Genomic DNA, 23,115 nt, shown 5'->3' with positions numbered 1-23,115 from the left:
CCGCGCCGCAGGCACCTGCCCGATCCGCTCACCCTCCGTACCCCGGGGCGGTCCGTACCCGCGCGCCCCGGCACCGATCCGAAAGGTGCCGTACCTGATGAGCTCCACCGGTCCCGACCGCGCCCGGCTGCGTGCCCTGGAGGCCCGGCTGCTGCTGCGTCCCGAGGTCGCCGACTGTGCGCTGCTGCCGGTCGAGCGCGCCGACGGCCGCTCCGGACTGCTGGCCTACCTGGTGCCCGCCGCCGACACCGACACCGCCGCGCTGCGCCGCCGGGCCACCGCGGCCCTGCTGGACGCCGACCCGAGCGCCGACGTGCACCTCCTGGACGGCATCGTCCGCACCCCGCAGGGCGAGCCCGACCGCGCCGCACTGGCGGCCGCCGCCGCCCGGCCACCCGCCGAGCCCGGGCCCGCCCTGCGCCACCTGCGCGAACTCACCGCGCACTGGCGGCCGTTCGGCGACACCGGGACGGTGACGGGCCCCGCCCCGGACGGCCCGACGGCCGCCCCCGGGGGCTCCGGGACCGAGGCGGTCGGCGCCCCGCTGCCCGAGCAGGCGCCGGACGCGCCCCGGACGCTGCCCGAGGCGCTGCTGCGCGCAGCCGAGCGGCACCCCGGGCGGGGCCTGCACCTGGTCCGGGCCGACGGCGGGGCGACCCGGCTGACCTACCGCCGACTGCTGGAGCAGGCTCGGGAGACCCTCGCCCTGCTCACCTCCGCCGGGCTGCGGGCAGGCGACCGGGTGATCCTCCAAGTCCCCGACCCGGAGCGCTACTTCCCCACCCTGTGGGCCTGCCTGCTGGGCGGGGTGCAGCCGGTCACGGTGGCCCGCCCGCCGGCCTACGACGAGCGCAACCCCGTCCTGGAGAAGCTCTGGCACGCCTGGCAGACGCTGGAGGAGCCGCCGGTGCTCGCCTGCGGCCCGGCCGTGGCGGGCCTGGCACGGCTCGGGGAGCTCTACCCGGCGCCCGGCCTGCGGGTCATCGCGGTCGACCGGCCCGCCGGCACCGGCGCCGCCACCGGCGCGGCGCCCGGCGCCGAGCACGCCCCGGACCCCGGCGACGTCGCGATCCTCCAGCTGTCCTCCGGCAGCACCGGCCGGTCCAAGGCGGTGCAGATCACCCACCGCGGCATCCTGGAGTACGTGGCCGGCGCCACCTCCCAGGGCAGCTCGCCCGAGGACGTCACCGTCAACTGGCTGCCGCTGGACCACGTCGCCGGGCTGCTGATGTTCCACCTGCGGGACGTGGCGCTGGCCGCCGACCAGGTGCAGGTGCCCACCGAACTGGTGCTCGCCGACCCGCTGGTCTGGCTGGACGCGCTGGAGCGCTACCGGGGCGCGCACTCCTGGTCGCCCAACTTCGGCTTCCGGCTGGTCGCCGAGGCGGTCCGGGCCGCCGGTCCCGGCCGGCACTGGGACCTCTCCGCGCTCAAGTCGCTGATCAACGCCGGGGAGCAGTGCACCGAGGCGGTGCTGGACGAATTCCTCGCCGCCACCGGGCCGTTCGGCGTCCGCGCGGACCACGTCCTGCTCGGCTGGGGCATGGCCGAGACCTGCACCGTGATCACCTACAAGCGCTACCACGAGGACGGCGCCCGCCGCCTGGTGCGCACCGACTCGCTGACCGGCCGCCTGGAGCCCGCCGACCCGGCCTCGAACGAGCGCGGCACCGGCTTCCTCAGCATGGGGCGCCCCGCGCCCGGCACCCGGATGCGGGTGGCCGGCGAGGACGGCCGGGCCCTGCCCGAGCACTGGGTCGGCCGGCTCCAGGTCAACTCCGGCCGGGTGACGCCCGGTTATCTGAACAACCCGGCCGCCGACCGGGAGTCCTTCGTCGGCGACGGCTGGTTCGACACCGGGGACCTGGCCTTCCTGGCCGACGGGGAGGTGGTGCTCACCGGCCGTCGCAAGGAGATCATCATCGTCAACGGGGTGCACTACTTCTGCCACGAGCTGGAGGACGTGGTCGCCTCGGTGGCGGGGGTGCGCTCCGGGCACGTCGCGGCCTTCGGGGTCCCGGACGACCGCACCGGCACCGAGCAACTGGTGGTCGCCTACGTGCCGAACGACCAGGACGCCCCCGCACCGCCCGTGGCCGCCGAGATCCGGCGGCTGCTGGCCGCCCGCCGACAGCCCGCCCCCGCCCTGGTGCTGCCGGTGCCGCCGTCGGAGTTCCCGCGCACCACCAGCGGCAAGATCCAGCGCACCGCGCTGCGCCGGCGGCTGCTCGACGGCGAACTCGACGAGCACATCGTGGCCCTGGACCTGGCGGAGGCGAACTCCCGGACCCTGCCGGACTGCGTGCGCCGACTCGTCTGGGAGCCCCGCCCGGTGCCGCAGGCCCGTATGGCTCCGGTCGACGGGGCTCCGGCGGGGCCGACCCTGCTGCTCGGCCCCGCCGGCCCCGGCACCCTCGCCGAGGCGCTGAGCGCCGCCCTGCCGCAGGCTGTGGTGGTGGACCGGCCGCCGACCGCCGATCCGGGGGAGTGGCTGCGGGCGCTGGGCGAGGAGCGCCCCGCGCGGGTGGTGCACCTGTGGGGCGCGGGGCCCGAGGGCGCGCCGCGGCCCTCGGACGCCGTTGCGCGGGACGAAGCGCTGCTCGCCCTGCTGCGGGCGTTGGCCGGCCGGCCGCCGACCGCCGAGCTGGTCACCGTCAGTGCCGGGCTGCATGCTGTGCTGTCCGGCGAACTCCCGGACCCTGCCGCTGAGTTGACGGCGGCGCTGACCGCCGGAGCGCGGGCCGAGCAACTGGTGCCGGCCGCCCGGCACATCGACCTGCCGGCGGGCGCACCGGCCGCCGAGCAGGCCGCCGCGCTGCTCGCCCTGCTGGCCGAGCCCCGGCCGGAGTCGGAGTGCGCCTGGCGCGAGGGCCGCCCGTGGGTGCCCCGGCTGGGACCGGCCGGGTCCGTGAGCGGGACCGTGAGCGGGTCCGTGAGCGGGACTGACCCCGACCCCGACGCCGGGAGCGCAACCGAGGGCTGCTCACTGCTCACCCCCGGCGCCCGCTACCTGGTCACCGGCGGCCTCGGCGGGATCGCCGCCGAGCTGCTGCCCGGCCTGCTCCGCGACCACGGCTCCCGGCTGCTGGTGATCGGCCGCACCGACCTGGACGCGCCGACCGCCGAGGCGGCCGAGCGCCGCGCCGCGCTGCACCGGCTGTCCTCCTACGGCGGCCGGGTCGACTACCGCCGCGCCGACGTGACGGACCCCGAGCAGCTGGCGGCGGTGGTCGCCGAGGCCGAACGGGACTGGCAGGCACCGCTGGACGGCGTGCTCCACCTGGCCGGCAGCTACCGGCTCGCGCTGCTCTCCGACACCGGCCCCGACGACTGGCGCGAGGCGGTGCGCGCCAAGACGACCGGCACGGACCACCTCGTCGAGCTGGTCCGCAAGCGGCCCGGCGCCCAGTTCGTCGGCTTCTCCTCGATGGTCGGCTTCCAGGAGGCCGTCGGCTCCACGGCGTACGCCGCCGCCAACCGCTACCTGGAGAGCGCCGTCGACCGGCTGCACCGGGAGACCGGGGCCCCGGCCTGGACGATCTCCTGGGGCCTGTGGAGCGGGGTCGGCATGAACCGCGCCACCGACCACGAGCAGGCCGCCGCAGACCGGGGCATCGCCGTGCTGAGCGCCGCGCACGGCCGCCGACTGGCCTCGCTGCTGCTGGCCGCCGCCCCGGGCCGCTGGTACGCCGGGCCTGACCCGAGCGCCCCCGCCGCGCGCCGCCGCCTGCTGGCCACCGCACCGCGACCGGTCCGCGAAGCGCCCGTCGGACGGCCCGTCGGACGGCCGGCCGACGAGCGGGCCCCGCAGCGGGCCGCCGAGCCGGCTGCCGCCGTACCGTCCGCCGCTGTACCGTCCGCCGCCACCGGGCCCGCCGCCGCTGCCACCGCCGAGCTGCGCCGAGCCGTCCTGGACGCCTTCGAGGCCGTCCTCGACACCCCGCTCGACCCCGGCCGACCGCTCGCCGAACTCGGCATTGGATCACTGCAGTTGATGCGGGTGCACGGCGCGCTCGGCGCCGTCCTGCCGACACCCCCGGCGCCCACCGAGCTGTTCCGGCACCCCACCGTGGACGCCCTGATCGCGCACCTGGCCGAAGCGCCCGCCGAGTCCACCGCCGCCACGACCGCCACCACCGCGCCCGGCGGCCGGGACGGCGGCCCGGTCGGCGACGACCGCCGGGTGGCCGTCGTCGGCCTGGCCCTGCGCTTCCCCGGCGCCGACACCCCCGAGCAGTACTGGCGCAACATCGTCGACGGCGTCCGCAGCACCACCCGGTTCACCGAGGACGAGCTGGCGGCGGCCGGCCTGCGCCCGGCGGAGTACCGCCACCCCGACTTCGTCCCGGTGACCGGTGCGCTGCCCGACACCGACCGCTTCGACGCCGAGGCCTTCGGCATCAGCGGCACCGAGGCGGCGCTGATGGACCCCCAGCAGCGCCTGCTGCTGGAGATCTGCCGCCAGGCCCTGGAGGACGGCGGCTACGACGCCCCCGACCCGCGCCGCCGGGTCGGAGTCTTCGCCGGCACCGGGATGACCCTGTACGCGCTGCGCAACTACTACCAGCACACCCTGGCCGCCACCGCCGACCCGGCCGAGCCGGTGGCCGCGCTCCAGACCGCGATCGGCAACCAGGCCGACTTCGCCGCCACCCGGGTCGCCTACCGGCTGGGCCTGACCGGGCCGGCGATCGGCGTGCAGACGGCCTGCTCGACCTCGCTGGTCGCGGTGCACCTGGCGGCGCAGTCGCTGCTGGCGGGCGACTGCGACCTGGCGCTGGCCGGGGCCGCCGCCCTGCACATCCCGCAGGCCGCCGGATACCGCTACGAGGAGGGGTCGATCCTCTCCCCGGACGGCGCCTGCCGGGCCTTCGACGCGGCGGCCGGCGGCACGGTCGGCGGCAACGGCGTCGCCGCCGTCCTGCTCAAGCGCCTGGACCGGGCACTGGCGGACGGCGACACCGTGCACGGCGTGATCCTCGCCTCGGCCGTCAACAACGACGGCGGGCTCAAGGTCGGCTACACCGCGCCCAGCGTGGACGGGCAGGCCGCCGTGGTCGGCCGGGCCCTGGACCTGGCCGGGGTGCCGGCCGAGAGCGTCGGCTACATCGAGGCGCACGGCACCGGCACCCCGCTCGGCGACCCGATCGAGTTCCGGGCGCTGGCCCAGGCGTTCCGCGCCCGGACCGAGGCCGCCGACTTCTGCTCGCTCGGCTCGGTGAAGCCCAACATCGGCCACCTGGACACCTGCGCGGGAATGGCGGGGCTGATCAAGGCCCTGCTGGTGCTGCGGCACGGCACGATCCCGCCGCTGGTCAACTTCAGCCGCCCCAACCCCGCCCTGGAGCTGGACGGAAGCCCGTTCCGGCTCTCCGCCGAGCGCCGGGACTGGCCGGCCGGCCCCGCCCCGCGCCGGGCCGGGGTCAGCGCGCTGGGCGTCGGCGGCACCAACGCCCACCTGGTGCTGGAGGAGGCGCCGACGGCCGCAACCGGCAGCGCCGACCCGCGCCCCGCCCCGACCGTGCTGCCGCTGTCCGCCCGCACCGAGCAGGGCCTGACCGCCCTGGCCGGCCTGCTCCGCGACCGACTGGCCACCGGGCCCGCCCCCGCCCCCGGCGACCTGCCGCTCACCCTCGGCGGCGGCCGTCGCGCGCTGCGCCACCGCCTCGCCGTCACCGGCGCCGACCCCGACGAACTGCGCCGGGGCCTGGAGGCCCACCTCGCGGGCCGCACCTCCGGCGCCGTACCCGCTGCGGGCCGCACCTCCGGCGCCGTCCCCGTCCACCGCGAGGCCCGGCGCGGCGACGTGCAGCCGGTGCTGCTCTTCACCGGCCAGGGCGCCCAGTACCGGGGCATGGCCGCCGAACTCCACCGCGCCTTCCCGGTCTTCCGGGCCGTGCTGGACGAGTGCGACCGGCTGCACCGCGACGCCTGGGGCGAGCCGCTGCTGCCGCTGCTGCTCGACGCCGTGCCCGAGGGCGCCGACGACGCCTGGACCACCGAGGCGGCGCAGCCCGCGCTGTTCGCCCTGCAAGCGGCCTACCTGCGGCTCTGGCAGGAACTCGGGCTCCGTCCGGCCGCGGTCGCCGGGCACAGCGCCGGCGAGTACGCCGCCTTCCACGCGGCGGGCGCGCTCGGCCTCGCCGACGGGATGTTCCTCACCGCGTTGCGCGGGCGGCTGATGCACCGGGCGACCGAGCCCGGCGCCATGACGGCGGTGATGGCCGGCCCGCAGCGGCTCGCCGCGCTCGGCGACTGGCTGCCCGGGGTGGAGCTGGCCGTGGTCAACGGCGCCGGCCAGTGCGTGCTGGCCGGCGCGCCGCGCGAGATCGCGGCAGCCGAGGCCGTGCTGGCCGCCGACGGCGTGACCACCGAACGGCTCGCCACCGACCGGGCCTTCCACTCCCGCCTGCTCGACCCGGTGCTCGACCCGTTCCGCGAGCAGCTCGCCCGGCTGCGCCTGCGGCCGCTGACCGTGCCGCTGGTGAGCAACCTGGGCGGCGAGGTGCTGGCTCCCGGCACCGTGCCCACGCCCGACTACTTCGTCCGGCAGACCCGGGAGACCGCGCGCTTCGACCTGGTCCTGGCCGCCCTGGACGGGCAGGACCACGAGCTCTTCCTGGAGCTCGGCCCGCACCCGACGCTCACCGGCATGGGCCGCCGGGAGCTGCCGCACCGCCACTTCGTGGCCGGCGCCCGGCGCGGCGCACCGCCGGAGCGGCAGTTCGGCGTCGCGGCCGCCGCGTTGTGGTCCCACGGTGTCCCGCTCGACTGGGCGCGCTTCGCCGCCGCCCGCGACTGGCCGGACGGTCCGGCCCGCCGCGTCCCCCTGCCGACCACCGTCTTCCAGCGCCGCCGCCACTGGTTCACCGCCCCCGACCGGCCGACCACCGAGGACTCCGCCATGCACCAGGCACCGCCGCCCCAGCAGCCCGTTCCGCCGTCGGCCGTACCCGAGGCCGTATCGACGCCCGGCCCCGGGCCTGCCGGCCCGGCGCCCGTCGCGGCGACACCCACGGCGAGCCCCGAGCAACTGGCCGAGGAGGCCGTGTTGCGCCAGGTGCTGGAGCAGACGGCCCGCCAGCTCGGCCACGACGAGGGGTCGGTCGGAGCGGACGAGCCCTTCTTCGACCTCGGCGCCGACTCGCTCTCGATGATCAACATGATCCGGGACCTGGAGCGGGCCTTCCGGGTGCGGGTCTCGATGCGCGAACTGTTCGAGGCGGCGGACACCCCGGCCCGGCTGGCCGGGCTGATCGCCGGCCGCCTGGAGCCCGCCGTCCGGGACGCGCTGCTGCCGGCCGCCGCGCCCGAGCCGGCGGCGGCTCCGACACCGGTCCCTGCCGCCGTCCCTGCCGCCGCCCCTGTTTCCGCCCCGGAAGCGGCGCCGATACCGGCTCCGCCAGCCCCGCCCCAGGCGGTCGCGGCGGCCGCCGTCCCCGCGCCGCCCGTCCACCTCGCGCCGCCCGTCCACCCCGCGCCGCAGCCCGCGCTCGCCCCGGTGGCCGACGGCACCGGCCTGATCGAGCGCCAGCTCGCCCTGCTCGGCCAGTTCTCCGACCTGATGCGCGACCAGCTCGGCCTGCTGGCCGGGACGGGCGCGCCGCCGCCCGCGCTCCCCGGGGCCGCCGTCCCCGCCGCCCTGCCGCCGGCCGTCACCCCCGCCGTCACCCCGGCCGCCGCCCCTGCAGTTGCCCCCGCACCCGTGCCGACCCCGCCCGCCCCGCAGGTACACGGCCCCCGGGTGACCGTCCCCCGGGAGTCCGGCATGGCCTCCGGCGGCCTGACCGACCAGCAGCGCGCCCACGTGGACGAGCTGGTCGCCCGCTTCACCGCCCGGACCGCCGCCTCCAAGGCGGTCACCCGCCGCCACCGGCGCACCCTCGCGGACAGCCGCGCCGTGGTCGGCTTCCGCTCCGCGACCAAGGAGATGCTCTACCCGCTCGCCGCCCGCCGGGCCCGGGGCTCCCGTCTGGAGGACCTCGACGGCAACACGTACGTCGACATCACCATGGGCTTCGGCGTCCTGTTGTTCGGCCACGACCCGGAGTTCGTCACCGACGCCGTCCGCGAGCACCTGGCCGGCGGACTGCGGCTGGGCCCGCGTGGCGCGGAGACCGGCGAGGCCGCCGAACTGCTGGCGGAGCTGACCGGCACCGAGCGGGTCGCGTTCGCCAACTCCGGCACCGAGGCGAACGCCGGGGCGATCCGGCTGGCCCGCGCGTACACCGGCCGGGACAAGATCGTCATGTTCGAGGGCTCCTACCACGGCCACTTCGACCACACCCTGGGCCGGACCGTGGGCCGCGGCGCCGACCGGGAGACCGTCCCGGTGTCGACCGGCATCCCCGGCAGCGCGGTCGCCGACCTCGTGGTGCTGCGGTACGGCGATCCGGAGAGCCTCCAGGTGATCGAGGAGCTCGGCGACCGGATCGCCGCCGTGCTGGTCGAGCCGGTGCAGAGCCGCCACCCGGGGCGCCAGCCGGTCGAGTTCGTCCGCTCGCTGCGCGAACTGACCACCCGCCGCGGCATCGTGCTCGTCTTCGACCAGATGCTCACCGGCTTCCGGCCGCACCTGCGCGGCGCCGAGGGCTTCTGGGGCGTGACCCCGGACGTCTCCACCTACGGCAAGGTGCTCGGCGGCGGCTACCCGATCGGCGCGATCGCCGGGCGCGCCGACATCCTGGACGGGATCGACGGCGGCCACTGGGACTACGGGGACGACAGCTACCCGCCCAAGGACACCACCTTCTTCGGCGGCACCTACATCCAGCACCCGCTGGCGATGACCGCCGCGGGCGCCGTGCTGCGCCACCTCAAGGCGTCCGGCCCCGGCTTGCAGGAGCGGCTGAACGCCCGCACCGACGAGCTGGCCGCGGCTCTCAACGGGTTCTTCGAGGAGGAGGAGTTCCCGCTGCGGCTGGCCCACTTCGGCTCGCTGTTCCGGTTCGAGCCGCGGGCCGACATGGAACTGCTCTTCCCGCAGCTGCTGACCCGCGGGGTCTATGTGTGGGAGTGGCGCAACTTCTTCCTCTCCACCGCCCACACCGACGGCGACCTGGAGTTCGTGGTCGACGCGGTCCGCGACTCGCTGCGCGACCTGCGGCGCGGCGGCTTCTTCCCGGCCTCGCCCGGGGTACGGCTCCCGGCCCCGCGCCCGGCGGCCGCACTCCCGGCGCCCGCGGCGGACGACCGTACGAGCACCGGCACCACCGGCACCACGGAGCCCGCCGGGGCACCGTACCTCCCGGTCGGCGACCCGCAGCGCCCGGTCGACTTCAGCCTCTACTTCTTCGGCGACTACCCCCTGGACTCCCCGGAGGACGAGAAGTACCGCATCGTCCTGGAGAGCGCCCGCTTCGCCGACCGGCACGACTTCCACGCCGTCTGGCTGCCGGAGCGCCACTTCCACTCCTTCGGCGGGATCTTCCCCAACCCCTCGGTGCTGGCCGCCGCACTGGCCCGGGAGACCACCCGGATCCGGCTCAACGCGGGCTGCGCGGTCCTGCCGCTGCACCACCCCGTCCGGGTGGCCGAGGAGTGGTCGGTGGTCGACAACCTGTCCGGCGGCCGGGTCGGCCTGGGCTGCGCCAGCGGCTGGCACCCCAACGACTTCCTGTTCTTCCCCGAGAACTACGGCGGCCACAAGGAGCTGATGCACCAGCAGATCGACACCGTCCGGGCACTGTGGCGCGGCGAGCCCTACCGGGGCCGCAACGGCAAGGGGGAGCCGATCGAGGTGACCCTGCACCCGCGCCCGCTGCAGGAGCAGCCGCCCATGTTCACCGCGATCGTCGGCAACCCGGACAGCTTCCGCGAGGCCGCCCGGCACGACCTGGGCATCATCACCAACCTGATGACCCAGGACGTCGCCCAGCTCGCCGAGAACGTCGCGCTCTACCGGCGCACCCGGGCCGAGCACGGCCTCGACCCGGAGGCCGGCCGGGTGGTCGTGCTCGTCCACACCTACCTGGGCACCGACCTCGCCACCGCCCGCGAGCAGGCGTACCGCCCGTTCTGCCACTACCTGCGCTCCTCGCTCTCGCTGTTCGGGCAGATGGCCAACAGCCTCGGCCTGACCCTGGACTTCGAGAACACCCGCGAGGAGGACCTGGAGTTCGTGCTGGAGCGCGCCTACGAGCGGTACTGCGCCTCCCGCGCGCTGATCGGCACCCCGGAGAGCGTGCGGTCGGTGCTGGCCGAGCTGCGGGCGGCCGGCGCGGACGAGATCGCCTGCTTCGTGGACTTCGGGCTCGCCCCCGACCTGGTGGCCTCCGGCCTGCCGCAGATCGACGCCCTGCGCCGCTCCACCCAGCGCGGCGCCCCGCTCTCCTACGCGCAGCAGCGGATGTGGTTCCTGCACCGGATGCTGCCCGACACCGGGCAGTACAACGAGGTCAAGGCCATCGAGCTGGACGGCCCGCTCGACCCGGCCGCCCTCGACACCGCGCTGCGCGCGCTGCTCGAACGGCACGTCGGGCTGCGCACCGCCTTCCGCGAGCAGGACGGCGAACCGTTCCAGCAGGTGCTCCCGGTACCCGAGGGGCCGCTGCTGGAACGGGCCGCGGCCGACGGGCCCGAGCACGAGGCGGTGGCCGCGCTGGTCGCCGCCGAGGGCAGCCGCCGCTTCGACCTGACCGAGGGCCCGCTGTTCCGGGCCCGGCTGCTGGAGACGGGGCCCGACCGGCAGGTCCTGGTGCTGTCGATGCACCACATCGTGATCGACACCCTGTCCACCGTGGTGATCACCCGGGAACTGGGCGAGCTGTACCGGGCCGCCCGGGAGCAGCGCCCCGCCCGGCTGCCGGTGCTCACCACCACCCCGGCCGCCGAAGCCGTCCGGGAACGGGCCGCGGTGGCCGCCGGGGCGTACGACGAGAGCCTCGCGTACTGGCGCAAGGTGCTCGGCGGCGACCTGCCGGTGCTGGCCCTGCCGACCGACCGGCCGCGCCCGGCGGTACCGGACGGCCGGGGCCGCTCCCACGTCCGCCAACTGCCCGCCGAACTCTCCGACGGCCTGCGGGACTTGGCCCGCAGCCGCCGCTCGACCCTGTTCATGGTGCTGCTCACCGCCTTCGCCGGGGTGCTGCAGCGCTACGGCGGCCAGGACGAGGTGGTGCTGGGCACCCCGGTGGCCAACCGGACCGAGGGCACCGAGGACCTGGTCGGCTTCTTCGTCAACACGCTGGCGCTGCGGCTGGACCTGTCCGGGGAACCGGACTTCGCCGAGGCGCTGGACCGGGTCCGCTCCAGCGCGCTGGACGCCTACGAGCACCAGCAGCTGCCCTTCGAGGTCCTGGTCCAGGAGCTCAACCCGCAGCGGGACACCAGCCGCAACCCGCTCTTCCAGGTCCTGGTCGAGTTCGAGAACCACGCCGTCTTCGAACTGGACCTGCCCGGGGTGGCGGCCCGCCCGCTCGACCACGTGGTGGACCGCTCCGCCTTCGACCTGTCGCTCTTCCTCACCAACCTGCCGGACGGCATCCGCTGCCACGTCGAGTACGCCGAGGCCCTGTTCGACCGGGCCACGGTGGACCGGCTGTTCGACGCCTTCGAGCGGCTGCTCACCGCCGCCGTCGCCGACCCGGCCCGCCCGCTCGCCGAACTGACGGCCACCCCGGCCGACCCCGCCCTGGAGTGCGGGCCCGAGGCGCAGCCGGCGCCCGCGCACCCGCTGGCAACGGTGGCCGCCGTCGCGGCCGCCCGTCCGGACGCCCTCGCGGTGGTCGCCGCCGACGGCACCGGGACGGACTACCGGACGCTGCACGCCCGGGCCGGCGAGCTGGCCGGCCGGCTGCTGGCCGCCGGGGTGCGGGAAGGCAGCCGGGTAGGGGTGCTGCTGCCGCGTTCGGTGGACCAGGTGGCCGCGCTGCTGGCCGTGCTGCGCCTCGGCGCCGTCCACGTGCCGATCGACCCGCTGCAGGGCCCGGAGCGCTGCCGGCTGATCGCCGCGGACAGCGCACCGGCCGTGCTGCTCACCGCCTCGGACACGGACCTGATGGGCCTGTCCCTGCCGACGGTCCTGACGGACTCCGAGGCCGACGCTGTCGTCGTCGCCGCCGCCGAACTGCCGCCGCTGCCCGCCCCCTCCGCGCAGGCCCCCGCGTACCTGCTGTACACCTCCGGCTCCACCGGCCGCCCCAAGGGCGTGCTGATGCACACCCTCGGCCTGTCCGCGCTGCTGGCCTGGAACGTCGCCGAGCACCCGGCCGCCCGCACCCTGCAGTACGCCTCCTGCGGCTTCGACGTCAGCGTCCAGGAGGTGCTGACCACGCTGGCCGGCGGCGGCGCCCTGCTGCTGATCGAGGAGGAGACCCGCTACGACGTGACGGCGCTGGCCGCCGTGGTCCGCGCCACCCGCGCCGAGCGGCTGCACCTGCCGTACACCCCGCTGGCCGCGCTGGCCGACGCCCTCGGCGACGAGCCGGTGCCCCACCTGCGCGAATTGATCACGGGCGGCGAGCAGTTGCTGCTCACCACCGGGCTGCGGGCCTTCCTCGCCCGCAACCCCGGCTGCCGGCTGGTCAACCACTACGGCCCCACCGAGACCCACGCCGTCACGGCCGGCGAGGTCGCCCCGGACGGACCGGACCACGCGGCGATCGGCCGCCCGGTGCCGGGCACCCGCATCCTGCTGCTGGACGCCGCCGGGCGCCCCGTCCCGCCCGGGGCGGTCGGCGAGATCCACGCGCTCGGCGTCCAGGTCGGGCTCGGCTACCCCGGCCGGGAGCAGGAGAGCGCCGCCGTCTTCACCGACACCCCGGACGGCCGCCGCTACCGCACCGGCGACCTCGGCCGCTGGCGGCCCGACGGCACCCTGGAGTACCTCGGCCGCGCCGACCGCCAGGTCAAGGTGCGCGGCTACCGGATCGAGCCGGGCGAGGTCGAGGCGGTGCTGCGGTCCGTCCCGGGCGTGCGCGGCGCGGCCGTGACGGCCCGCCGCACCGGGACGGCCACCGCACTGGCCGGGTACGTGCAGTGCGCCGCCGCCGAACTGCCCCGGGTCCGCGACCACCTGGCCGACCTGCTGCCCGAGCACATGGTGCCGGGGCTCTGGGCCGCGGTGGCGGCGCTGCCCTTCACCGCGCACGGCAAGCTGGACGCCGCCGCCCTGCCGGAGCCGCTGCCGCTGGGCGCGGGCCGGGCCGCCGTCGCCCCGGCCACCGAACTGGAACGCACCGTGCAACGGCTCTGGGAGGAGGAACTCGGCCGCCCCGCAGGCGTGGAGACCTCCTTCTTCGACCTCGGCGGGCACTCGCTGGCCGCCACCCGGCTGCTGAACCGGGTCCGCGAGGCCACCGGGATCCGGACCGGCGTCCTGGACTTCTTCCGCCGCCCGACCATCCGCGCCATGGCCGCCCAGCAGCCGCAGGCCGAGGACCGCCAGACCCCGGTCTACGAGGAGGGCACGCTGTGACCCCTGTCGACGATGGCTGGCAGCGGCTCGTCCGGCTGCTCGACGAGCGCGAGATCGTCCTGCGCACCACCGGCGACCGCCTCGGCTACCTGGCCCCGCCCGGCGCGCTCGACGAGGAGGCCACCGGGCTCGTCCGGGCCCACCGGGAACGGCTGCTGGCCACCCTGACCGGCTCCGGCACGGCCCTGGCCGCCGCGCCCGCCGGGGTGGCGCAGCGCCGGATGCACCGGGCGCACGCCCGGGCGGCGGACCCGGCGGTGTGGAACATCACCCAGCGGATCGCCCTGCGCGGGCCGCTGGAGCCCGAGCGGCTGGCCGCCGCGCTGACGGCGCTGACCGGGCGCCACGAGAGCCTGCGCACCAGCTACCGGGACACCGACCTGGGCCTGCTCCAACAGGTGCTGCCGAACGCCCCGGTGCGGCTCCCGGTCGCCGACCTGCGCGCGCTCGCTCCCGGGGCGCGGGACGCGGCGCTCGCCGAGGCCGGCCGGGCGGAGAGTGACCGCCCGTTCGACCTGGCCACGGCCCCGCTGCTGCGCGCCCGGCTGCTGCGGCCCGCCGACGAAGCCTGGATGCTGTTGCTGACACTGCATCACATCGCGGTCGACGGCTGGTCGTTGGCCACACTGCTGGCCGACCTGGGCGCGCTGTACCGCCCGGACGGGCGGCTGCCGCAGGACCCGGGCCGGATGACCGACCACGCCTGCTGGGAGCGGACCGTGGTCACCCGCGCCGCCGTCGCCGCGGCCGCCGACCACTGGGCCAAGACCCTGGACGGCGTGGCGTCGACGGCGGAGCTGCCCACCGCCCGGCCCCGCCCCGCACAGCGCTCCGGGCGGGGCGCCACGGCCGCCTTCCGCCTCCCCGCGGCACTGGCCGAGGCGGTGGGCCGCTACGCCGCCGCCCGCTCCACCACCGCCTCGGCCGTCCTGCTCGCCGCCTTCGCGCGGCTGCTGGGCGAGCTGAGCGGCGCGGCGGAGACCCTGGTGGTGCTCTCCCACGCCAACCGGACCCGGCCGGCCGACGAAGGGGTCGTCGGCCTGCTCACCTTCGGCCTCCCGATCCGGCTGCCCACCCGCCCCCCGGGCGGGTTCGGGGAATCGGTCGACACGGCCGCGACGGCGATCGCCACCGCCCTCGACCACGCCACCGTCCCCTTCGGCCTGCTGGTCGAACCGCTGCGCGAACGCGGCGTCCGGCTGCCGGACGCCTACCCGCAGGTCCTGCTCACCGTGCAGAGCACCCCGCCCGCCGTCCTCGACCTCCCCGGCCTGACCGCCGAGGTCGAGGACGTGCCGGGCCCCTCGGCCCGCTCCGACCTCCTGCTGGTCCTCACCCCGGACGCGGACGGCTACGGGGGCCTGGCCGAGTACGACGCCGACCTGTTCGACCCGGACACCGTGCGCTCCTGGCTGGACACCCTGGTGAACGACCTGGCCCGGCACCTGACGGACCGGCCGGGCTGACCGAGCGGACGGACCGCCCCCGGGCCGTGCGATCGGAGACCAGAATTTTCCGTGGAAAATTCTCCCAGCACGGGAGAACGCCAGGGAGGACCACCGGCGCCCCGCTCACGGCCGGCTGTCCTCCCTGGTCCAGGCGCCGACGCCGAGCCGTCCCGTGGTCCCCAGGTCGAGCTCCGGGACGACCATCACCGGGGCCGCGTCAGGGGTGGCCCGGACCCGCACGTAAGGGGCGTTCACCGGGCTGCCCGCCTCCACGGTGTTGCGCCACACCAGCGTGGAACGGGCGCCCTCTCCCGGGCGCAGCACGATCTCCTGCGGCGGGTCGTCCGCGCCGGTGCCGCCGGCGATCCCGGCGCCGCCGGACAGGAAGCGCACCCCGTCGACCGGCCGGTGCCCCACGTCGAGCAGTTGCAGCTTCGGGTAGCCGTTGACGGACACCGCGGACGTCCCGCAGTTGCGCAGGTGCAGGCCGACCGCGCGCAGGCCCATCGCGGCGTCGCCGTCATCCGCGTACAGCCGCAGGCCCGAGGCCGGGCAGGGGCCGCCCGGCCGCGAGGCCTCGGCGCTGGGCACACTGCGGACCTGGACGATCTTCACCAGCGGTCCGGCGCCCGGCCGCGCCTGCCCGTGCCCGTCCAGCTCGATCCGCCCCTTCGCGGTGGCCCCCGGAGCGAGCGAGGTGACGACCTGCGTCACGTTGTCCAGCGCACCTCCGGCCGCCGAGAGCCGGCTGAACACCGCCGTGACATCGGAGGTCTCGTCCTCCGGATTGGTGACCTCGTACTCGGCGCAGGCCGCACCGGCGGCCGTGATCCGCACCCCGCCCTGTGCGAGGCCGGGCGACGCCTGCCCGTCGCGGGACGGCGACGGCAACGGCGCCCCGCACGGCCCGGCACTGCCGGACGCCGCCGGAATCCCGGTCGCCCCGTCTGCGCAGCCCACGAGCAGGGCCGCGCAGGCCGCGACCACCGCAACTGCGGCAGCAGGCCGGCGGGCCGTCAGGTGATGCCCGTCGTTCTCGAACTGATGCATCAGCCGATGCGATCACGACCCGCCCGCAACGGCAATGACCTGCGCCACTGCCCGCGCGACAGGACCGCAACGATCCGCCCGGCACCCGCCGGACCGAGGCCGGTCGGACCTTTGGGCGCCTCTTCGCGCCAGCCGGCACCGTTGCCATCGGTGACCGGACCCCGCTGCCCGATGGTCCGAACCGGTCGCCTTCCGGTGCGGGGCGTGGTCTGCCGCGCGCGGTGGGGGATGTTCCGCGCCGGAGGCGACCCACAGAAAGGATTCTTCATGGTGGAGCACGTGTTCGCGAGCGTGGTACGGACGGTGACCGTCTCGGCCCTCGCCCTGGCGACGAGCGTCGGTGCGAGTGGTACGGCCGGCGCCGCCTCGCCGGAGGACCACCCCATCGAGGTGAGCATCGGAGCCTCCGGTCTGCAGGCACCGGACACCGCGAAGGGCGGCCTGGTCAGTTTCCGGGTCAAGACGGACGACCCGAACGGCCGGCAGCTGCAGCTGCTGCGTCCGCACGAGGGAGTGACCATCGACCAGGTCATCCGGGACCTCGCCGACGCGGTCAGCCCGTCGCCGGCCACCGCGAGCGCCGGGATCCGGGCGGTGAACGGTGAGGCGGACCTGCTGGGCGGGGCGCTGGTCACCTCGCAGGTGCACGAGCAGTTCACCGAGGAGGTCAGCCCCGGTCCGGTCTACCTGCTGGACCTCACCGCGTTCCGGGCGGACCCGGCCCACCCGGTCTCCAGGAAACTGAACCTGGTCGGTACGAACGGCCAGAACGACAACCAGGTCCGCTTCGACGACGGCATCGTGATCGAGAAGGACACGGCCGAGGGCCCGCGTTTCCAGACCGAGGACGTCGACCACGCGCACCTGGCCTACCTGGTGCACGACGGGTCCGAGCAGATCCACGAGATGCAGCTGCGGCCGATCGGTGCGGACACCACCGACGAGCAGATCGGGGAGTACCTGAGGGACGTCGCGCTGGGCGGCCTGCCGGTCCGGTCCCCGTTCACCGGGCCGGCCACCGGCCTCGGGGCCATGTCCGGCGACCGCACCGCCTCCGTGCAGGCCCACGGTCTGCAGCCCGGGCGGTACGTCCTGCTCTGCATGATTCCCGACGAGTGGACGGGCGTCCCGAACGCCGGCCTGGGCATGCGCGAGATCGTCACCCTGAAGTGACCGGCCGGGCCCTGGCACGCCGGCGGCAGCAGGCTGCCAGGGCCGACCGCCGCTGTCCGCGCACCGTCGCGGTGGCGGGCCGGGTCAGGCGCCGAGTACGTCGTCGGCGCTGCGGGGTTCCGTGCGCGGCTGCTGGTTGAACTCGTGACGCGCGATGGAGGACCGCCGGTAGACCTCCTTGCGGGCCCGCATGATGTTGCCCAGGGGCGCGTGCTCGGCGGTGACCCTCCAGGGCGTGAAGGACAGCGAGTCCATCCTCTCCAGGTTCTCGGGGCCGGAGATGTCCTGCTGCGGCAGCCGCAGCTTGGCCACGGTGAAGGACGGCGAGAGCTGCTCGGACCACTCCACGGTGGTGTCCTCCACCGGCATGCGCTCCAGGTCGGTGCAGAGCTGGACCTGGATGTCGAAGGCGTAGGGCCGCTCCTGGAGCTCGGCTTGCAGGGCCGGTCGGAAGACCTCCGCCCCCGAGGCCGGGTCGATGGTGCGCCGGACCACCGCCGCGGCGAAGGCCGGGTCGGGGGTGATGCGCACCTTGGCGATGTAGTCCCCGTGCCGAACCGCGCCCATCGTCCAGTAGCTGGACAGCAGCAGGTTCGCCGGAGGCGTCTTCGACAGGCGCAGGAAGGCCAGGAACTCGTCCCAGGCCCAGTCGTCCTGGGCCAGCGTTCCCTTCCCGGTCACGAACTCGGTGAAGAACCGATGTGCGCCGGGTCGGCCCTGGGAGAAGTACGCCGGCGCGTTCAGGAACAGTTCCTGGATGAACAGGTAGTGCTCGACCGTGTTGCAGAAGAAGACCGGTCCGTTGATGTTGGCGTAGTCGAACGTGCCCGTGTCCGGTTCGTCCTCCAGCAGGGTCGGGCCGGGGATGCCGAACATCTTGAGCGCCAGTCCGGTGGCGGCGCCCAGACGTGCGTCGGCTCCGGCGTGGGGCGAGCCGTTGGAGAAGCGGATCAGCGCGTCGTGGGTTCCCGCAGTCGCGTAGATTCCCTGGGCGTACTCGGGGGGCAGCCCGGCCAGGATCTCCACTTCCCCTCGGACCAGCCCGTAGCCCTTGGCGTGGGCGTCGCGCAGGGCCCGCCCGGTGCCACCGGCCTCGACCGACTCGGCGATGTAGCTCTCGGTCTTCTCGATCACGGTCTGCACGTCGCGGTCGAAGTGGGGGGCGTCGTCTTCGACGCCGGGCGTGTAGCGGACGAACTGTGCTGTCATGACTCCGACCTCTCCTCGGAGAGCGCGACCGGACCTCAGGGAGTGGGAATCGCCCTCAGCCCTCCAACTCGGCGAGCCAGCGCAAGGCACGCAGACCCGGCAGGAAGCAGTACTCGCCGCCGCGCGTGACCACGAAGCTGGGCAGGTTCCTCAGACGACGCCGGACCGGCTTCTCGGGGATGGTGACGCTGCCGGTCCCGCCGTGATGCCCGGCCACCGGGTCCTTCTCGCCGGGGTAGCCGATGAAGTTGCCGTCGTTGACCCACTCGGCCTTGATGAACTCGAACTGCCGTTCCAGGTGGGCCCCCATGAACACTCCGACCAGGCCGCGGTCGGCGCCGTCGTCCTCCAGCACGCCCTCGGGCAGCGGTGGGCCGTAGGTGGTGCCGCGACGGATGAGCCGGTGCATCCGTGCGTCGCCGATGATGGTGGAATCACGGGGGTTGGTGCGCCGGATGTGCGCACCGGCCGGGCACCGGAAGCCGCGGTCGTCGTTCTCCCGGTACAGGAAGTCGTTGACGCGGCGCGGATCGGCCGCCAGCTCCGGATCGTCGTGCTCCGGCGCCAGCGTCAGCGGCGCCCCGCTCGGCCAGCGCCCGACCATCTTCGCCGCCAGCAGTGCCTCCTCCTCGGCGCCGGAGCTGTTCGCCCGCAGGTACCGGCGCCAGGCCGCCACGTTGGTGTGGATCTTGCGCACGGCCACGTAGGTCCCGTTGCGCCCCAGCACATCGGGGCTCGGCATGGGCGGCAGGCTGCCGGTTTCGTCGGCGTAGCCGAGGATGAACTCGCCGGCTTTGATGGGCACTTCCTGCGGGTTGGAGCCGGGCAGCCCGACGCCCTCGATGTTCGGATGGCTGATGCCGTCACGGAAGCCGAAGGTGGTACGCCCGGTCGGGAGCTGGTGGACCTCCTGCTGCCAGATCACCTGGACACCGGGTGTGTCCTCGTAGGCGACACGGGCCCGCTCCAGCTCCCGCTCCAGCTGGGCCGCGTCGGAGGAGAGGGCGCTCAACGCGATGTGGACCTCGCCGGTTCCGAACGGGGCCTCCCAGTGGGCCGGTGCACTCTCGCCCGCGTCGCCGATCAGCTCCGCCCGGGCGGCCATGCCCTCACGGAACGCCCGCGGAAAGCTGTCCAGCGACTCCTGGGGCACCCCCAGGGCCCTCAGCCCCTGGTAGGTGAACGCCACGGTCACCCAGGCGTCCCGGCTCGGGTCCACGCTGGGCAGACCGCCCGAGGTCAACGGGAGCAGCCGGCGCAGCAGGGCGCGCCCGACGTGGCGGTCGTCCACGCGCAGGAAGACGAACCTTCCCTCGTAGGGCACGGGCCGTGGACGCAGGGCCCCGCTCTGGACGTCGTCGATCTCGACGCGCACGCCCGCCGCGCTGCCGCTGTCCGCTGTGTTCATGGTCGCTTGTGCCTCTCCACATCCGTCTCCGCATCTGTCTCTCTGCATCTGCCGCTGCCCGGACAGCCCGGCAACGGCCGACTCGCACCGGCCGAGTCGGTCCACCGATGGTGGGTGGGCTCCGACGGTCGGCCGTGCCCGGGTGCTATGCCGAGGCTTCCTCCAGCAGCTTCTGGAAGGCCGGCGTGGCCACCAGCTCCGCGTTGGCCGGGTTGTCGAGCGCCGCCCGGAACTGGGTGCTGTCCAGCACCTCCTGGAACGCGTCGTCCACGCGGTGGTCCTTGTAGATCTGCTGGACGGTGAGGTCGGGATAGGCGCTGATGAAGACTCCCGCGGGCTCCTGGTGGGCGATGAACCAGTCCTTCGCCCCCGGATCGGTGACGCCGGGGAACCCTTCGCTGTGCGAGAAGATCTTGTCGAAGCGGGACCCGACCACCGTCTGGGCGAAGTCGTCGATGTAGGTGTCCCAGGAGCCGTCGAAAACGCTGGCGAACATGAACCGGGTGTCGTCGTCGAAGATCACGTGCCGTGCGTCGTGCAGGGTGCCGATCTGGCGCACCGCCGCATGGGCGCTCTCGTCATGCGCCGCGTCGGCGAGCGTCGCGAGGTCCTTGCGCAGCGCATCCGCGTGGCCCGGCTTGATCGTGGTGAAGACGGTGAACTCGCTGCAGACCCCATCCGACCTGCCCGGGCGCTCGGGGTGAGCCGACTGGGTCGCGCCTGTCGTCGCGGTCATCGTGACATCCTCCTGCCATGGTCGGTGCGAGGGCCGCCAACCGCCCGAACACGAGGCGCCATCGCCCTCACCTCTTCATCCTGACCCGAGCGCGATGGGGGCACCACCGGGCAACGAGCAGGCCGAGGCCCGCAGAGCTCCGAGAAGCTCACGAGGACAGCTTCGTCAAGTCGCAGGATCATGGAACACAGGCCTGCCGGGTTCGTCGTCCTCACGCGCTCTGACTCCCCTCTGGAGGCCATCATGGGCAAAGTTCTCGGTGACGTCCTGGGTCTCGCAGCCGGCGTCGCGATCAGCCCACTCCCGATCATCGCCATCATCCTCATCCTCGCCACGCCTCGGGGACGCCTCAACGGAGTCCTCTTCACCGTCGGCTGGATCCTGGGACTCTCGGCGCTGGGCGCGGTGATGCTGGCGATCGCCTCCCCCGCAGGTGCCTCCGCCCACCATCACCCGGCCACCTGGGTGGGAGTCCTCAAGCTCGTCCTGGGCCTGCTCCTCGTCCTCTTCGGCGTCCGGCAGTGGCACCGGCGCCCGAAGGATCCGTCGCAGGCCCAGCTGCCGAAGTGGATGAGCGCGATCGACCGCCTCACGCCGGTCAAGGTCCTCGCACTCGGACTGGCCCTGTCCGCGCTCAACGCCAAGAACGCCCCGCTGACCCTCGCCGCGGGCGCCGCGATCGGCTCGGCCGGACTGCCGGCAGGGCAGCAGATCGCCTCACTGGCGGTCTTCGTCGTGATCGCCACCCTCGGCCTGTTGGCCCCACTGGGAGTCTTCGTGCTGGGGGGAGAGCGAGCCCAGACCACGCTCGGTAACTGGAAGGACTGGGCGGCTCAGCACAACGTCGCCGTGATGGCGGTCCTGTTCTTCGTCCTCGGGTTGAAACTGTTCGGAGACGGGATCTCCGTCCTCACCTGACCCGGCCGTCACCGACCCACCCCACGGGGGATGCGCCTTGCCCGTTGCCCGTTGCCCGTCGCCTGTCAGTGTCAGCTGGCATCCTGCCGGACAGGACGAGGACGGCAACGGGTGGCAAGGGCTGTGTGCGATGGGTTTTGAGGGCGGGGTCTGGCGTCTGGTGCGCCGGGAAGAGCTGGTGGGCGAGATCGTGGTCGAGGAGACGGAGGCGGGCAGCGCCGGACCGCCCACGGGCAGTGACGTCGACGTCGACCTCGACCTGCCGGTGATGACCTGGGAACGGTTCTGGCAGTTGATCGAGGTCCTCGGGGGTGAGGCCGGTACCGAGACGTGTGAGCAGGTCGAAACCGCCTGCGCCCGCCTGACCGAAGTTCTCGCACGCGAACCGTTGGGCCAGATCATCGGCTTCGGTGAGCGTCTCGCCGAGGCGCTCCACCGCCTGGACCAGGAGCAGTTCGGGACCCTGCCGATCACCGGGGCGGTGTTGCCCGACGGCTCGCCGTTCCCTCAGTCGAGCGACCACTTCCTGTACGCGCGAGCTGCGGTCGTGGTCGCGGGCCGCGACGTGTACGAGAGCGTGTTCCACGATCCCGAACGGTTCGCTCCGTTCACCGCGCGGCAGTGCGAACCGCTGCTCTACGTGCACGAGGAGGCGTTCGAGCTCGTGACCGGGACGGAGTGGGACCGCCTCACCCGCTACGACTACGAGTCCTGCTCGAACGCGGACGGCTGGCCCGAGCTCCGCGGCTGAGCACCAACCGTCGCAGAGCACCGTTGACGGCAGAGCCGGCCCCGCTCGGCGGGCGAGCGGGGCCGGGTTCCCTGGCGGCTGCCGGTCCGTCCGGCAGGCAGGCGCAGGCAGCTCAGGCTTCGATGTTCTCCAGGTCCGCGAGCAGGCCCGGGCGCGTCGGCTTCCAGCCGAGGGCGGTGCGGGTGTGAGCGCTGGAGGCGGGCTGGTCGGCCGCGAAGATCGGGCCGAGGGGACCGAAACTCTCTTGCGGCACCGGCTCGACCGGAAGGCCGAGCCGCCGCCCGATGACCGCGGCGATGTCGCGTACCGCGTCGCCTTCGTCGGCGACGGCGTGCCACGCGGATCCGGCCGGGGCCTTCTCCAGGGCGAGCCGGAACAGGACGGCGGCGTCGAGCGCGTGGACGGCGGGCCAGCGCTGCGCGCCGTCTCCGGGGTAGCCGGCGACGCCGGTGCCGCGGGCGATGTTGGTGAGCAGCCCGGCGAACCCGCCCTGGCCCCGGTTGTGGACCGTGCGCGGCAGCCGTACCGCCGAGCTGCGCACGCCGCGTGAGGCGAGTGCGAGGGTGCGGTTCACCGACAGGCTGCGTCCGCTGACGGGGCCGTCCAGCGGCAGCGGGTCCTTCTCGGTCGAGGCGCGTCCCGCCACGAGGGGCGTGCCGGACGCGGTGACGAGCGGCCTGTTCGTGCCGACGAGGGTGTCGCCGAGGGCCGCGAGTGCGGCGCTCTCCTCGGCGATCCCTCGCGCGAGTGCGTCGGGCGAGCTGAAGTCGTTGCTGAAGGCGAGGTGGATGACGCCGTCCGCCTGTTCCGCGCCGGCCCGCAGCACGTCGAGGTCGGCGAGCCCGCCGCGGAGCACGTCGGCGCCGGCGGCTTTCGCGGTGGCCGCGGAGGCGTCGGATCGGGCGAGGGCGGTGACCAGGTGGCCTGCGGTGAGCAGTTCGGCGACGACGGCTGAGCCGATCAGGCCTGTGCCGCCGGTGATGAAGACGCGCATGGTGAGCTCCG

General features: G+C 74.8%; 10 protein-coding genes. 5 read left to right on the top strand and 5 right to left on the bottom strand.

Annotated elements, in window-relative coordinates; translation table 11 throughout:
- The first annotated feature begins 97 nt into the window (after window positions 1-97).
- Both ABT015_RS14625 and ABT015_RS14620 read left to right on the top strand, forming a co-directional pair.
- On the top strand, window positions 98-13,417 hold the full coding sequence (locus ABT015_RS14625; RefSeq protein WP_350879327.1) for a non-ribosomal peptide synthetase/type I polyketide synthase: 13,320 nt from the start codon (window positions 98-100) through the stop codon (window positions 13,415-13,417).
- Window positions 13,414-14,883, top strand: a complete 1,470-nt coding sequence (locus ABT015_RS14620; protein WP_350879326.1) for a condensation domain-containing protein — start codon at window positions 13,414-13,416, stop codon at window positions 14,881-14,883. Before ABT015_RS14625 ends, ABT015_RS14620 begins: the two co-directional genes overlap by 4 nt.
- A 105-nt stretch (window positions 14,884-14,988) precedes the next feature.
- Here the strand turns inward: ABT015_RS14620 and ABT015_RS14615 are convergent, their stop codons facing one another.
- Window positions 14,989-15,915 (bottom strand): DUF4232 domain-containing protein, encoded by a 927-nt coding sequence (locus tag ABT015_RS14615; RefSeq protein ID WP_350879324.1) that lies wholly within the window; start codon window positions 15,913-15,915, stop codon window positions 14,989-14,991.
- 267 nt (window positions 15,916-16,182) lie between these two features.
- Here ABT015_RS14615 and ABT015_RS14610 point away from each other — a divergent pair, with 267 nt between their 5' ends.
- On the top strand, window positions 16,183-17,088 hold the full coding sequence (locus ABT015_RS14610) for a hypothetical protein (RefSeq protein ID WP_350879323.1): 906 nt from the start codon (window positions 16,183-16,185) through the stop codon (window positions 17,086-17,088).
- 84 nt (window positions 17,089-17,172) lie between these two features.
- Here ABT015_RS14610 and ABT015_RS14605 read toward each other — a convergent pair whose 3' ends face one another.
- From ABT015_RS14605 to ABT015_RS14595, 3 genes are all read right to left on the bottom strand, one after another.
- Window positions 17,173-18,297: a catalase family protein gene (locus tag ABT015_RS14605; RefSeq protein ID WP_350879322.1), complete on the bottom strand. Its 1,125-nt coding sequence runs from the start codon at window positions 18,295-18,297 to the stop codon at window positions 17,173-17,175.
- A 55-nt stretch (window positions 18,298-18,352) separates the two neighbouring features.
- Window positions 18,353-19,705 (bottom strand): Dyp-type peroxidase, encoded by a 1,353-nt coding sequence (locus ABT015_RS14600; protein ID WP_350879321.1) that lies wholly within the window; start codon window positions 19,703-19,705, stop codon window positions 18,353-18,355.
- Window positions 19,706-19,850: 145 nt separating this feature from the next.
- The gene (locus ABT015_RS14595) at window positions 19,851-20,441 is read right to left on the bottom strand and encodes a hypothetical protein (RefSeq protein ID WP_350879319.1); all 591 of its coding nucleotides are present in this window, start codon (window positions 20,439-20,441) and stop codon (window positions 19,851-19,853) included.
- Window positions 20,442-20,684: 243 nt separating this feature from the next.
- On the opposite strand from ABT015_RS14595, the gene ABT015_RS14590 reads away from it, so the two are divergent.
- Both ABT015_RS14590 and ABT015_RS14585 read left to right on the top strand, forming a co-directional pair.
- The gene (locus tag ABT015_RS14590; RefSeq protein ID WP_350879318.1) at window positions 20,685-21,359 is read left to right on the top strand and encodes a GAP family protein; all 675 of its coding nucleotides are present in this window, start codon (window positions 20,685-20,687) and stop codon (window positions 21,357-21,359) included.
- Between the two features lie 37 nt (window positions 21,360-21,396).
- Window positions 21,397-22,110: a DUF4240 domain-containing protein gene (locus ABT015_RS14585; protein WP_350879317.1), complete on the top strand. Its 714-nt coding sequence runs from the start codon at window positions 21,397-21,399 to the stop codon at window positions 22,108-22,110.
- Window positions 22,111-22,222: 112 nt separating this feature from the next.
- Here ABT015_RS14585 and ABT015_RS14580 read toward each other — a convergent pair whose 3' ends face one another.
- The gene (locus ABT015_RS14580; RefSeq protein ID WP_350879316.1) at window positions 22,223-23,104 is read right to left on the bottom strand and encodes an SDR family oxidoreductase; all 882 of its coding nucleotides are present in this window, start codon (window positions 23,102-23,104) and stop codon (window positions 22,223-22,225) included.
- Between the last annotated feature and the right edge of the window lie 11 nt (window positions 23,105-23,115).

Origin of the sequence: Kitasatospora sp. NPDC094016 (genome assembly GCF_040304045.1) — a bacterium.
Taxonomy (GTDB): Bacteria; Actinomycetota; Actinomycetes; order Streptomycetales; family Streptomycetaceae; genus Kitasatospora.
The sequence above is the reverse complement of the archived record's forward strand: the minus strand, read 5'-3'. Positions and strand labels throughout refer to the sequence as shown.